The 14432-nt window shown below is 36.8% G+C and carries 12 protein-coding genes and 1 pseudogene; 1 reads left to right on the forward strand and 12 read right to left on the reverse strand.

The genetic code is table 11. The annotated features are described in order from the left end of the window. Nucleotides 1-128: 128 nt before the first annotated feature. Nucleotides 129-1838 carry a C69 family dipeptidase gene (locus ANG_RS08040; RefSeq protein WP_025271898.1) on the reverse strand — a complete coding sequence of 570 codons (1710 nt, stop codon included), beginning with the start codon at nt 1836-1838 and terminating at the stop codon, nt 129-131. Between the two features lie 396 nt (nt 1839-2234). On the opposite strand from ANG_RS08040, the pseudogene ANG_RS11500 reads away from it, so the two are divergent. Then, nucleotides 2235-2625 (forward strand): annotated as a pseudogene (locus ANG_RS11500) (ISL3 family transposase); the annotation flags it as partial. Between the two features lie 149 nt (nt 2626-2774). Here ANG_RS11500 and ANG_RS08045 read toward each other — a convergent pair. From ANG_RS08045 to ANG_RS08095, 11 genes are all read right to left on the reverse strand, one after another. Then, nucleotides 2775-4109, reverse strand: coding sequence for a dipeptidase (locus ANG_RS08045; RefSeq protein WP_025271899.1), 1335 nt, complete (start codon nt 4107-4109; stop codon nt 2775-2777). Nucleotides 4110-4133: 24 nt separating this feature from the next. After that, nucleotides 4134-5636 carry a YfcC family protein gene (locus tag ANG_RS08050; protein WP_003037354.1) on the reverse strand — a complete coding sequence of 501 codons (1503 nt, stop codon included), beginning with the start codon at nt 5634-5636 and terminating at the stop codon, nt 4134-4136. A gap of 237 nt (nt 5637-5873) precedes the next feature. Beyond that, the gene (gene arcC, locus ANG_RS08055) at nt 5874-6821 is read right to left on the reverse strand and encodes a carbamate kinase (RefSeq protein ID WP_003037454.1); all 948 of its coding nucleotides are present in this window, start codon (nt 6819-6821) and stop codon (nt 5874-5876) included. Between the two features lie 289 nt (nt 6822-7110). Next, nucleotides 7111-8127: an ornithine carbamoyltransferase gene (argF, locus tag ANG_RS08060; protein ID WP_025271900.1), complete on the reverse strand. Its 1017-nt coding sequence runs from the start codon at nt 8125-8127 to the stop codon at nt 7111-7113. Between the two features lie 23 nt (nt 8128-8150). Then, entirely contained in the window at nt 8151-9380 is a 1230-nt protein-coding gene (gene arcA, locus ANG_RS08065; protein WP_025271901.1) for an arginine deiminase, read from the reverse strand. 319 nt (nt 9381-9699) lie between these two features. After that, nucleotides 9700-10386, reverse strand: a complete 687-nt coding sequence (locus ANG_RS08070) for a Crp/Fnr family transcriptional regulator (protein ID WP_025271902.1) — start codon at nt 10384-10386, stop codon at nt 9700-9702. Between the two features lie 135 nt (nt 10387-10521). Further along, nucleotides 10522-11577, reverse strand: a complete 1056-nt coding sequence (locus tag ANG_RS08075) for a serine hydrolase (protein ID WP_025271903.1) — start codon at nt 11575-11577, stop codon at nt 10522-10524. 104 nt (nt 11578-11681) lie between these two features. After that, nucleotides 11682-12728 (reverse strand): thioredoxin domain-containing protein, encoded by a 1047-nt coding sequence (locus ANG_RS08080; protein ID WP_003037467.1) that lies wholly within the window; start codon nt 12726-12728, stop codon nt 11682-11684. Between the two features lie 452 nt (nt 12729-13180). Then, on the reverse strand, nt 13181-13411 hold the full coding sequence (locus ANG_RS08085; protein WP_003037481.1) for a bacteriocin class II family protein: 231 nt from the start codon (nt 13409-13411) through the stop codon (nt 13181-13183). A 229-nt stretch (nt 13412-13640) separates the two neighbouring features. Next, on the reverse strand, nt 13641-13961 hold the full coding sequence (locus ANG_RS08090) for a hypothetical protein (protein ID WP_025271904.1): 321 nt from the start codon (nt 13959-13961) through the stop codon (nt 13641-13643). 151 nt (nt 13962-14112) lie between these two features. Beyond that, nucleotides 14113-14403, reverse strand: a complete 291-nt coding sequence (locus ANG_RS08095) for a bacteriocin immunity protein (RefSeq protein WP_003025419.1) — start codon at nt 14401-14403, stop codon at nt 14113-14115. Nucleotides 14404-14432 lie beyond the last annotated feature (29 nt).

Below are 14432 nucleotides of genomic sequence, written 5' to 3' on the forward strand. Positions count from 1 at the left end.
TCGGAGCTTTGACAACTTTAAGAAACGCATTCTCATCACCTTAAACATCAAAAAAGAGAAGACCAAGCTAGTCTTCTCTAGGTGTCAGGTTAGGTCAATCCACTACAGTTGACATTGTGCCCTGCTTTTTAATCTTCTTTTTTCTTATTAAATCGTCTGAAAGCGATAAATCCAGGAATAATCACAACTAATGCTATGATTAGCATGAAACCAAGTTGATTGGAATCCGTCTTCTTCGATTCTGATTTTGCTGTTCCAGCATCTTTTTTATTTTTTTCATATTTTGCCAGCAGGTTTGCTTTATTATAACCAGTGTAAACCAGATCAGCATCTTTGCCTTTTTTCTCTTTAATTTTTTCTTCCATTTCCTTTTCAACGGATTTGATTTCTTTAAAGATTTTTTCAGAGCGCTCAAGGGCTTCTTTTGTCACTTCAGGTCCAGCAGCTTTAGCTTGTTCAGCTGTATACGCCTCATATTTTGCATCCCTTTCAGCTTGATCTTTAACCCACTGATCTTCCATTGTTTTCCATTTTTCTTGGATGCTAGTGCCAAAGATTTCCGGATACTTCATCACCATTTGGTCAATATGCCAAACAGACCAATACCAAGATTTACCATCATATTTATCTGTTCGTGGCTTAAAGGCTTCATAGGTATCTTCAACATTACCATAGAATGGCACATACGGTGTATTACGGCTTTGGGCAAGACCTAACCAAACAATACCCCCAAATTCACTCGGAAGCTTAGATTTAATTTGATAAATATGGGCATCAATAACATTTTCGTTACCTAGGGCATATTTGTAAACGTTTTCATCTTTTTTCTTGCCAACTTCTACCAAATCATCTGCCTTAAATTGAGGTAGGTGTTCAAAACGATTCCGTTGTTCCCCAATAACATCCTGAACAGTGTATTTTTTACTTGGATTACTTGGAGTACGAAGTAAATCATAGGTTTCATCTTTATAAGTAACTGGAGAATCTGGATCCATCCATTTGATACCAGCAAAAGTCCGAGAACGGTTACGTTCTGCATATTCATCAGGTCCATAAGATTTAGCAATATGGAATTTACCGTCTTTATCCGTCTTATAATGATCTGCTTTTTTCGCTACTTCCTCCACTCCTTTAGAGGCAATGACGTTTTCCGTATCATTAAAATCAACATTGCCAAGATAGTAAGTATTTGCGAAAACAGCATATTTGTCTTCTGGGAATTTAATAGCAACATATTGATGACCAGATAGTATCTCCATATACCACAGCTCTTTTTGGTCAGCAACCATGATGATATTGCCTTCAGCAGAGCCTTTTTGTTCGATAGCCTTAGCGACAATTTCAATTCCTTCCCGAGCTGTTTTAGCACGAGGTAAAACTAAATCAATCATCGATGCTTCAGGCAGTCCGTCTTTCACAAGCGGGTCAGCCTTCAAGACCTTGTCATTTGGTGTCGCAGAAACAGTTCCTGTCATTGATACACCAACTTCATTAAAACCATGAGCTCCAAAATTACCGTTACTACCATCTCCACGCGCTGCATCATAGGTTGCTGTATATTTCATCTCATTGGCCAAATGTGGATAAGTAAATCCATTTGACTCATCTTCGATCTTATCGCCTTCTTTATAAGTTGCAGCTGGCACAACAACATAGTTCTGATTATGTTTACCTCCATCTGGCGGATAAGGATAATCTTCCGTACGACCATAGAGAGTAGAACCATCTGCGGTTAGTCCCTTACCTACAATGAAACCGGAGCAGGCCTGTGCTACCTGAATAGGTAATAAGGACAGCAACATAACACCGAACATCAGTTTTAGTAAAATTTTCTTCATAGTCTATCTCCTTTTTGACTATAAACAGAACTAAGAATATCTTAGCACAAGCAAATTGAACCGTAATACCAACATTTCGCCTTAAGTATATCCTTTCAACACAGAAATTGCAAGCGATTACACAACGTTTACAAAAAATCTTTTTTATGTAGAATATGTATGCTGAAAGACCAAAAGCATAAGAAATATCTATAGATTATATGAAAAAAAATAAAGTTCTATAATTTCTGTAGGGGTCACTCTACTTCAGAAATTATGGAGCTTTTTTAAACACAAAAAAATGTCCTATATGACCTATCATGAAAGAAACTAAACTGACAATAAAAAGCATCTTAGGTATAGTCCCTGCCTAAGTAGCCATTTCCTTGCGCTTTCATCATTCTGAATTGTTTCTAAATTATCCAGCAGGACAGTCGGAAATCTTAATCATAAACGGTGTTATCGCCTCGCTTTTCGAATGTATAAATCCTCAACAAATTACTCTGCTATTCTGATGAATTCAGACAGCTCTATGAGCTTTATTCAGCTCCTGCTCTTTCATTTCCAGAAGAAACAAGCCAAGCATTTCTTCGAGCTCGTTGAAGAGATTCTTTCAGACAGTTTTGAAAAATAGAATCAAGATTATCAACGCTCTTACCTTGTCCTACTCCAATTTCCAACAACCTCATCAAGGTTATGCAGCTAAACGCATTTAGTTTCAAGAATTTTGAAGGCTTCCCCTCTTCTCATCGCTTTCAACATCAAAAAAGAGAGAACGAAGACGTCCTCTCTTTTTGCTAGCAGAATCACCCCCCACTACAATGACATTGAACCACTTTTGTTCAATCGCAGCTTTTCGCTATCAAAACCACATTGACGCAATGATTGATTGCTAGTTAGGTGGAAAATAAACTCTTGTGCAATTTACAAGTTCTTCTCATTCCCACTTTCTTCTAACTATTTTCCAGCTAAGCGATAAATCGTTTCAGCATAGATGTCCATGGCTTTATACAGATCGTCAATCACAGTTCGTTCATTCGCTTGATGTTCTGTTTGCAAAGCACCAGGGAAAAGTGCACCAAAAGCTACACAATTTGGCATAGTACGAGCAAATGTAGCACCGCCAGAAGACACAGCAGGGCTATCATCATTGGTTTTTTCTTTATAGACAGCCATTAAGGTGCTGACCAATTCACTATCAAGTGGCACATATAACGGTGCAAGATAGTCAAATTCTTCATAACGTAATTGATATTTTTCAGCAAGTTGGCTTAATTCCTGTACTAATTTATCTTTGTCTGCAAGAACTGGAATCCGCATGTCAATCCGAATTTCAGACTTGTCCTGATCTAGGCTTAATCCAGAAACATTGAATGACAAAGTTCCTGAAGGCTCATCTGAAATTTCACCAAACAAGCGGCTGCCTGTAGCATCTTCCCTAACTGCTTCAGCGATAAATTGAATGGCAGAGTGTTGAATAAGCGGATTTAGTCCTGTTGCCAAACGTACAATAGCATTCACGCCCTCAGCTGCATCTTTTGAATGCTTAGGGACACCAATGACTGTTACTGTATCTGCAGTTCGTTCGTATTCAAAAACCTGTTTTTTCAATTCAACTTCTAATGAATCTGCTAAATTTCCCGTATAGCTTGCTTTTGCAGGTACAACATTAAAGGCTTCTCCTGCTTCAATAGCAAGTTCTTGCGAACCTGAACCATGTAACTTAATCTGCAGTAAACCTTTTTCAGCATAAGTCAGCGGGAAAGAAGAATCCGGTGCAAAACCAAGCGTCGCTGTTTCCTCCAGCTCATTGTAACGAGCCATACAGCGCCACAGAGTTTCTTCGTCTGTACCATAGATGAAACGAATCCGCTTGTTAAATGTCACACCTGCATCCATCAATGCTTTAACAGCATAAAGTGCAGCTAGGGACGGACCTTTATCATCTTGCACCCCACGTCCATGTATCCAACCATATTTTATAGTTGCTTCAAATGGAGGAGTTTCCCAATCGGACAAATCTCCCGCTGGAACAACGTCTAAATGGCAGAGAACGGCCAGGAGTTCTTCTCCCTGACCGATTTCTGCATATCCATAATAGCCTTTAGGATCAATGTAAGTTTTAAAACCTAAACTCCTAGTGATCTCTAGCATTTTTTCTAAGACGTTTTGAATAGATTGTCCGAAAGGTGTTCCATTTTCCCCTTCATTAAGAACTGACGGGTAGGAAACGATCGTTTTCAGCGATTCTAAATAATCAGACTTAATTTTTTCGGTTAAAAATTGTTTCATAGAGAACACCTCATTAATCTCTTATTATAAGAAAGTTCCTAAAATTAGAAGTAGAATACTTACTACAAATATTACAGCAACTAATTTTCCAACAAACTTCCACCAAGTACCTAAATCAATACGTCCAAGAGCAAGTGCCCCCATAACGATACCAGATGTTGGAGTAACAAGGTTCAAAAGCCCTGAAGCAGATTGGTAAGCAGTGATAATCAAGCTTGCTGGAACGTTGACGAATTTTCCAAGAGGTGCCATGATACCCATTGTTGCACTGGCAAGACCAGATGTTGATGGGATAAGGAATGACATTGGCAGATAGAAAATGTAAGTCAATACGATAAATACTTGAGATGATAGACCTTTCAGTCCTACTTCACCCCAGTGAAGGATTGTAGCTGTAATCATACCGTCGTTCATGATAACTTGAATACCACGAGCAACAGCTACGATAAGCGCAACACTTAGAAGATCAGCCGCACCATTGATAAAGACAGTGATAAAGCGGCTTTCTTTCATGCGGTAAACAAAACCAATGATGATACCCATTACCATAAAGAGCATTGCCCCTTCTGGGAAGTACCAGGTACCCAAAGCAGATGTTGAACTACCAACAATCTTACCAATGAACGGAAGTCCAACCAACCATTTATTGAAACTTTCAAAAATAGTTACCTTCAAGTCTGTCCATGGAATGAAACTCATAATCATGAGAACAAAGGTCAAGACAAAGAGTACCAACACTTGTTTTTGTTTCTTGCTAAGAGTGGATTCTACATTAGCAACTGCATCTACATTAAAGTGCTTCAAATCTTCTTCACGATGACTGTAAACCAAAGATTTTGTAGGATCTTTTTGAATCTTATCTGCATAACGATATACGAAATAAGTACCCAAAGCTGTCATCACAACAAAGAAGATTAACCGAAGAACGATACCGTCACCAGTACCTACACCTGCTGTCGCAGAAGCTATACCTGTAGCAAATGGATTCAGAGTAGAAGCCAAACATCCAATTTGAGAACCAAGAAGGATAATAGCCACCGCAATCAAACTATCAAATCCTACTGCCATCATAACTGGCACAAGAAGTGGATAGAAAGCCATGGTTTCTTCACCCATACCATAAGTTGATCCACCAAGAGCAAACAAAGGCATCAAGACTAAAATCAACATCTTTTCACGACCCTTGTACTTCTTGACGATAGAAGCAATCCCTACATCAAGGGCACCTGTTTCATTCACTACTCCAAGGAAACCACCAACCATCAAGATAAAGAAGGCGACATCAATCGCTGCTGAAGTTGGTTCTTTCCCAAGCATAGCACGAATCGGAGCCATTAAGACATCCCAAATCCCTTGCGGATTTTGAGCAACAGTCTTATAGGTTCCTGTAATTAGATTACCAGACTTATCAGCATCATATTGACCAGCTGGAATAATCCAGGTCAATACTGCCATAATGGCAATGATAATCATCAAAACGGTATAAGATGACGGCATCTTAAACCCTTTTTTTGCTTTTTCACTCATTTGTTTTCCTCCTAAATGTAACAAATTGTAAAAATTTAACCGAATCCCATTTTCAGAAAGCGCTTCCTTTGACTATATTTTAACATATTCAAATGAAGAATACTAGTCATTTTCAAAAAAATTATCATTTTACAACAGTAAAATAGACCTAAAGAAAGCAAATCTAAAAATAGGAAACACCGACATTGTTTTAAAAAGTTTTATTACAGTCTTAAACTTATAAATGATAACACTCTGTTATCCTTTTTCAATAATCGTTCCGCTTTCAGACTCAATTAAAGCACCTAAGTTTTCAAGAGAAGTAATGACAGCTTCGCCTTCTGGTCGATCATTTACAAAGGCAATAGCTGCTTGCACTTTAGGTAACATACTTCCTGGTGCAAACTGTTCTTGCTTGATGTATTCTTCAAGCTGAGCTACATTAACACGCTCTAACTTAGCTTGATCTGGTTTATTGTAGTTCACATAAACATAGTCAACACCTGTCAAGACAATGAAAAGATCTGCTTCGACCAATTCAGCCAGACATTGTGAAGCAAAGTCTTTGTCAATTACTGCTTCTACGCCGGCAAGATGACCATTGTCTTCCTTGATCACAGGAATGCCGCCACCACCAGCAGCCACAACGACATGTCCTGCATTGATGAGTGTACGAATAGTTTCAATTTCTTTGATTCCAACCGGTTTTGGTGAAGCAACTACTTTTCTCCAGCCACGTCCAGCATCTTCTTTGAAAGTAGCTCCGCTCTTTTCAGCTTCTGCTTTTGCTTCTTCTTCTGTGTAGAATGGTCCGATTGGTTTGCTCAAATTTGTGAAAGCTGGGTCGTTTTTGTCAACCACGACTTGTGTCACAACAGAAGCAACTTCTTTTTCAATTCCTTCTTCATGAAGTGCATTTTGTAGAGCATTTTGCAACCAATAGCCGATACTTCCTTCTGTCATTGCAACGAGCGAATCAAGCGGGAATGCTGGATTTTTTTCAGAATCTGCTGCTAAATGTTGCAATAAAAGATTTCCAACTTGCGGTCCATTTCCATGAGTGATAATCAAGTCATCACCATTTTTAATCAATTTTACAAGATGACTTGCTGTTTCTGCTAATGCTTCTTGTTGTGCTTTAGCTGATGGATCAGATGAAAGGATGGCATTTCCTCCCAAAGCCACAACGATTTTCCGATTTGCCATAAATAATTAGCCTCCTTAGAGTTTTCTCATTATAGTGTTTCAATTTCATTTTAGTAGTCCAAGATAGAATCCAGCTGCAACAAACGTAGGAACGAGGTTAGAATAATAATGTCTCAAACTACATTTCTTTAAGGGTGATTGCATCGGCAATCATAGTTGTTTGTCTTATCGCCTTTTTTCCCTATTTAAATCATACTAAAATTGAAACGAGCACTATCAAAAATGAGGACTGGACTAAAGCTATTAGTCGCAGCCCTCATAGCTGTTGGTAAACGGTTTTAGTTTTAAATTATACTTTTGGAATATAAAGGTTTCCAAGAGTTGCTGCCATAACTGCTTTAATAGTATGCATACGGTTTTCAGCTTGGTCAAATTGGCGAGCGTATTTGCTGCGGAATACTTCGTCAGTTACTTCCATTTCTTCAACGCCGAATTTTTCAGCAACATCTTTACCATAGACAGTATTTGTATCATGGAAAGCTGGTAAGCAGTGTAAGAAAATTAAATCTTCATTATCCGCTTTCTTGATCAAGTCCATATTTACTTGATAAGGTTTCAACAGTGCGACACGTTCTGCAAATTTGTCTTCTTCACCCATAGAGACCCAAACGTCTGTGTAAAGGACATCCGCACCTTTAACAGCTTCATCTGCATTGTCAGTAATTAAGACATGTGCGCCACTTTCTTTCGCATATCCTTCTGCCAATTTCACAATATCTTCAGCTGGGAAGAGTTCTTTTGGAGAGAAGATGTGCACATTCACACCGAGGATAGCACCTGTTACAAGAAGACTGTTAGCAACGTTATTACGTCCGTCACCACAGTAGACAAGAGTCAAGCCTTCCAAACGACCAAAGTTTTCTTGAACTGTCAAATAGTCAGCTAACATTTGAGTTGGATGCCATTCGTCTGTCAAACCATTCCATATAGGAACACCTGAGAATTCTGCTAATTCTTCTACCATGCGTTGGCTGAATCCGCGGAATTCAATCCCGTCAAACATACGTCCCAATACTTTAGCCGTATCTTCAGTAGATTCTTTCTTGCCAAGTTGGATGTCATTAGCTCCTAGGTATTCTGGATGAGCACCAAGGTCAATCGCTGCTGTTGTGAAAGCTGCACGAGTACGAGTTGAAGTTTTTTCAAACAAGAGAGCAATATTTTTACCTGCTAAGTAGTGATGTTCAATATTGCGTTTCTTCAAATCTTTCAAGTGAGCTGCTAAACCAATAAGGTATTCTAATTCTGCACGTGTAAAATCTTTTTCTGCCAAGAAGCTGCGTCCTTGGAACACTGAGTTTGTCATTCTATTATTTCCTCTTTCTAATCTTAAAGTTCTTCACGTTCAAATGGCATTGACATACAACGAGGTCCACCACGACCGCGAACCAATTCACTTCCGCGAATCTTAATCAAACGAAGTCCATATTCTTCAAGAATCTTATTTGTAACAACGTTACGGTCATATACCACTACCACGCCTGGTGCGATTGTAAGGGTGTTTGAACCGTCGTTCCATTGTTCACGAGCAGCTGCAACAGCATTTCCGCCACCGCAACGGATCAAATGAACTTTATCAATACCAAGATTCTTAGCAAGCAATTCTGCTAAATCACCTTTTTCTTCTGCAATATGAAGTTTTTCATTTTCATAAGTAACAGAGTAAACGCGAAGATCGCCTTCAATTTCTGGGTGAATCGTGAATTTGTCATAGTCAACCATTGTGAAGACTGTATCTAAGTGCATGAATTTACGATTATTAGCAAATTCAAATGCAATCACTTTCTTAAAGCCAACATTCTTCTTGAAGATATTAACCAAAAGTTTTTCAATAGATGCTGCGTCTGTCCGTTGTGAAATACCTACTGCAAGGACATCTTTAGAAAGAACGAGTTCATCTCCACCTTCGATACGAGTTGTTTCTTCACGGTTATAAACCAAGTCAACATTACCACCATATACTGGGTGATATTTGAAAATGTATTTACCATAAAGTGTCTCACGATTACGTGTATCTGAGTACATGTGGTTCAATGACACCGCATTACCAATTGTTGCAAATGGGTCACGAGTGAAGTAAAGGTTTGGCATTGGATCAATGGCAAATGGATAGTCAGATTCTACCAAATCCGTCAAACCTTTGGCGTCTGCTGGAATTTCTGGCAGTTCAGCTTTTTGGAAACCAGCCATTGTCTTTTCAACCAACTCAAGGTTGTCTTCTATACCATGAAGAATGTCGCGAATAGCAACTTTTGTTTGTGCTCCGCGGATATTTGCTTCGTCAAGATATTCTTCAATAAATTCGTTACGAATTTCTGGAGAAGTCAATGATTCAGCAGTCAATTTTTCGAGGTAAAGAACTTCAATACCTTCTTTACGTAGAGCGTCTGCGAATGCATCGTGTTCTTTTTGAGCATCTTCCAAGAATGGAATATCGTCAAAAAGTAGACGTTCCAAATGGTCTGGCATCAAGTTTTCCAACTCTTTACCAGGACGATGTAGCATAACTTTTTTCAGTTTTCCTATTTCTGAGAAAACATGAATAGGATGTGTAGACATCTTATGTCCTCCTCTTTTTTTCTTTGTGACTTAAGTTTCCTTAAGTTCTATTTACATGTCATATTGTAATATCTTTTGTTTGCGCTTTCACAATCAATTATACATTTAAAATGCCAAATCCTTTGCTTTCTTTAAAAGAAATTCTAATATTATTTCAAAATAAATCGCTTTCTATAAATATTTTATGCATTTTATTGGTTTTATGAATAATTATTTTTTAGAAACAAATGAAGTTTTTGAGTATATTTTAAATGTTTAGGTTTCTAAATTAAAAAAGGACCAAAAATTGCTTTTTTGACTGCAATTCTGTCCTTCTTTTCTACATATCTTCAAAATACTTTAAAAAGTATTCTTTATTCAAAAAGACAAGTTTCTTACGATGATATTGAATAATGTTTTCTTCTGTTAATTTTTTCAATACATGATTAACTGTTTCACGAGTTGTTGCACCTAGTTTAGCTAGCTCTTTCATACTAAGGGCAAAAGGAATATCATCTCTATCTTGACAAAAATCAATGCATAAAATTGAAATCGCTTGAATGACTCGCTCTGTCGCACTAGCTAAAGCAGAATTTCGCAAACGCAACTCATGAAAACGTAAAATATTTGACAACTTGTGTGTGATGAATAACATCTGCTCTATCGTTTGTTTGGAATAGTATTCATACAAGTCAACAGGAATCGAAAAATATTCCAAATCTGTCACAGATACGCCAGAATAGTGGTAAGTCTCATCTTCAAAAATTCCTCCATAAGGAAACATAGTATTTTCTTTCACATAGTCAATGTAATTAAACGAATCTGTCTGGTCATACTGTTCAATCCGAACATAGCCCTTATAAATCAAAAAAAGTCGCTCTCGTTTGTCTCCAGAAAAGAAAATAATTTGCTCTTTTGGTACTTTACGAAATTGAATCTCAACCGCTATTTTATCAAAATGTTCAACTGGTAAATTTTCAAAAGCAGGATGTTCCCTAATGTAACGATAATGCTCTTTGTTAATCATGATATCCTTGTGGTCCTTTTTTACATTCTGCTCTTATTATAACACAAAAGGGCTTCAATCTTAAAGAGAACCCTTACATTTTTCTGAAATTTGTTCTTTTTACAACGTGTCCTTCGCCACATAAATATATGTGTCTTAATTCATATTCACTCGGTGCCATTCATTGATGACGTAGGCCAATTGTCCAACTTGCGTAATACCAACACCGCTGATTTCATCACTCTCTGAAGTCGTTCCTCCCAGTCCTGCTGTATAAAGGGCAATCAAATAAGGTTTTTCCTCACACACAACTGCGTCTACATTTAATGCCTCTGCAACATAACCTGGCTTTTGGTAGATTGGAATGTCTCTTACATATCGTTTATAGTATTCATTTGGAAAAGATTCACCGATATAATACAAAATATCTTTATATTTTTCCTGATGTTTCCAAAGATAATCCAATACCTGAATATAATAATCTGTCGTTGTTTGATTCTGTTGGTTGATTGTCTTAATCTCGCCCTTTCCTTTTCCATAGCGCTGATACATCGTATAGGCTTTATCCAAGCCACCTAAGCGTTCCGCTAAAGCATAAGCAGGTGTATTTTCAGAATAGAGAAGAGAGTATTCCTGCATCTCAGGAATGTTCATTGTCCCATTAAATGCCGCTACGTAATTATTGTGTTCACCGATATATTCATAGCGAGTATGTGTAATATCAAACCGCTCGGTCAGTGATAAATTTCCCTTTTCTACCTCATCAACGACCAACATATTTAATGGCAATTTGTAAGTTGATCCTGCTGTCATTGGCTGTGTTTCATTCATAGCATAGGTTTGTCCACTCGTTAAATCCTTATAAGAAAATGCAACCTGCGAATGCTCTATTCCCATCTCATCTAGATAAGCCTTTACAACTTGAACCAAATTTAGATTAGCATAATCATAATACAAACCATAGGCTTCCATTACAGGCAAATCAGATTCCATGACTTTCTGCTTTTCTTCTATACTCTTTGACGAAACACGAGTGACTAATTTAGACTCTTTTGACGAATTTTTTGGCTTTTCTTGACTGGTAGGATAATTTGCAGCTACTTTCGTAGGATGTGCCTTTCTAGCTTGGCCAAAGTATACAGCACTTGATACTAATACACCACACATTATAAAGCAACCAATCAAACAAAGAATCATTGTCTTTCTACTCACGCACTCCTCCTAACTTATATACCTCATTATATAGGAAGAATGAACATTTGACAAGATGGAGTGCACAGAATCATCATCCGTTTTTAATTCTTACTAATGATGATTCAATAGCATTTTCTATCATTCAATCCTTTTCTCATCCCTAGATAAAATGATAATGTAAGAAGAGCCATTGCCAACCCAAATCGGAATAATCCTTTACTCTTTTTGATGCCAGTTTTGGGTAATTGCATGTTATTTTGAGTATATTTAATTTGCCTATTTGTTAATGGCGTTAAATTTTGATTCCTAGCATCTTCTTTATTTGACTCTGAACTGACACTAACGTCTTTTGGTAAGGATTCCTCATTGTTTTTTAAGTCAATAGAAGCTGGTGCTTGGCTTTGTTTAACTTTTTTATCATTTTTATTCTCTTGATGTTGAGGGTTATCTTCTTGCTTTTTGCCTGCCGGTGCTTTATGAAAATACAGATAATCATAGAGTTCTTGAGCAGTGATACCTCCACCGACCCAACCGGAAGTTAATGTACCATTTTTAAGATAGAGTATCGTTGGGGTACCAGGAATACCAACTGTATTAAATAAAAATTCTTTTGCATGTTCATCAAAATCTTCACCATCTGTATTATAGTATTCTAATTTTCTACCTGTTAATTGATTAAACTTTTTTAGTTCAGGAGAAAATTGTCGACAAAAATAACAAGTTTCTCGTCCTACATAAATCGTATGTTCTTTATTATCCGAAGTAAAAGCTGAATAAACATCTTTTATCGTAGCCTTAGGAAGTTCAGCTATATTCTCACGATAAGTAGCAACATCAACCTCTTTTGATTCTTGAGAATTTGGAACGCCATTTGCTGCAGAGGTTTTATCTGAAGTCGAAGCAGATTTATTCTTTGTCAAGTTTTCCTTTTCTACAACTGTATCTTCCTTTGACTCTGGCATGCTTACGGGTTTCGTATCTGTTACAATTGAATCTTGATTTGCGTCATTTTTAACAACAGCTGCTGTCGAAGCTTCAGACACTATTTCAGTTGTATCTGGGCGTTGCTCCTCCCTATGAACTCCATCAGCAAAAACCATGTCGTTTCTAAAAGCAAGCAATAGCACCGAACTAAATAAAAGTGATTTTAGCAATTGTTTTTTCATCATTTTAAACTCCTTTACGTTCTATTTACAGTATAAGAAAACTATCTCGGTTGCATTTTCAAAAATCCTAAAAGGTAGCTCTGATAGCCTGAATGGTAAAAAGTAAGAAACAGGAAAACAAACGAGCTGTCTTCCTGTCGATAATTTTCAATATCAAATGATAAATTTTCTTAAATATTTAAAATATGAACGAAAATATACCACAAATAGGATACTGATAGAAATGAAAGAATGATAATAAATTTCTTATGTGAAGTTACAAAATATATTATCAAGAGAACCAGTAAATATAATAAACTAATTAGTAAAAATTTTATCATCATCTTATTTTTTTGAGATTTTCTTACATTTATCCAGAAAGTAAATAATTGGTTTATCTAACCAAGTTAATATCATCATAGTGATAAAACCTAGTGCGAAACTTTTTATATCAAACATTTATTCCCCCATTTCACTTACCACCAACAAGTAGCTCCATAACCAACTCCACCAATAATAGCTCCCCCAACAGCTCCTGCAACTACTCCTTGCCATGTTCTGGTCTTGATTCCTAATCTCAATCCATTACCTGCACCACCAGCAATACCCGATTTTGCAAAATCACCCCAATTACAACCTCCCCCTTCAACACGTGCCAGCATTTCAGAGTTCAGTACTTCAAATTTTTCCAATGTTTTTGTTTTCATGATGAATACCTGTTTTTTATTTTAATAATTTCAACCTGTTGCAACTTAATAAACTTAGTATAGCACACGACATATTTTATAAATCTGCAAATCCTGAATGGTACTTCTGACGTCTTGAATAGTGATTGTTCCAAATTGGTCTGCTAAAAATCAAAGACTCTAAGTGAATTATAACTTAGAGCCTTTTTAGAAATGCTATAAAAGTGGTCAGAAAAATCAATTTATTTATCTACAAACTCTCTAGAATACGGTATTCTTTTTCAAATGTTTTTTGAGAAACTACCCGATGATTGCTTATATCCAAATAATCACCAATATAGCCAAACACATACATACCATAACCTGCAAATCCACCGCCTATTGTTCCAACTGTACCAATTTTTAAATTCTCCACAGTAGAAGGATTCAGACCAGCCATTAAAATCCGAAGATGATCATCCAACCAATACAAGTAATTTTTAGCAAACGCTTCTTTCACCCAATCAGGTTGTTCAGCTTCTCTGCTAATTTTCCAAACATCAGCTATTTTATTTTTATAAATCGCTTTCATTTACACCCTCCCAGATGTTATCGAAAATCTTTCTTGATATGCTACTATCCTATTTTCCACACAATTTTGTGTCCACTTTTATTATACCATGTCCAGTACCAATCTTTTCAGTGGTCTTATATAGAAGCTAATTATCAATCCACACAAATACCTAGATTATTCTAATATGAGACAAAGCCCTCAGCTCCTTTAACTGACTTGATTCAGTACTTGACAGTCGTATATTATTGTTTAAAAGTACTTTAGAAATATCAATATTCATACGATTCAATATATAAGGTGTAGATGTTCCATCAAACTTCAATTCTGTTCGATAAGAATCCAGCACTTGATATAGTGGATTCGCGTTTTTACTATCAAATTCAGAAAACATTTGGTTGATAAGAAAAATTGCTCGTTCTCTTCTTTCCTGCCCACCAGCAAACCATCTTAAAGTTCCCATAATATTACTCCTAAAACAATCTAATTTTT

This window comes from Streptococcus anginosus subsp. whileyi MAS624 (assembly GCF_000478925.1).
In the GTDB taxonomy this organism is placed as follows: Bacteria; Bacillota; Bacilli; order Lactobacillales; family Streptococcaceae; genus Streptococcus; species Streptococcus whileyi.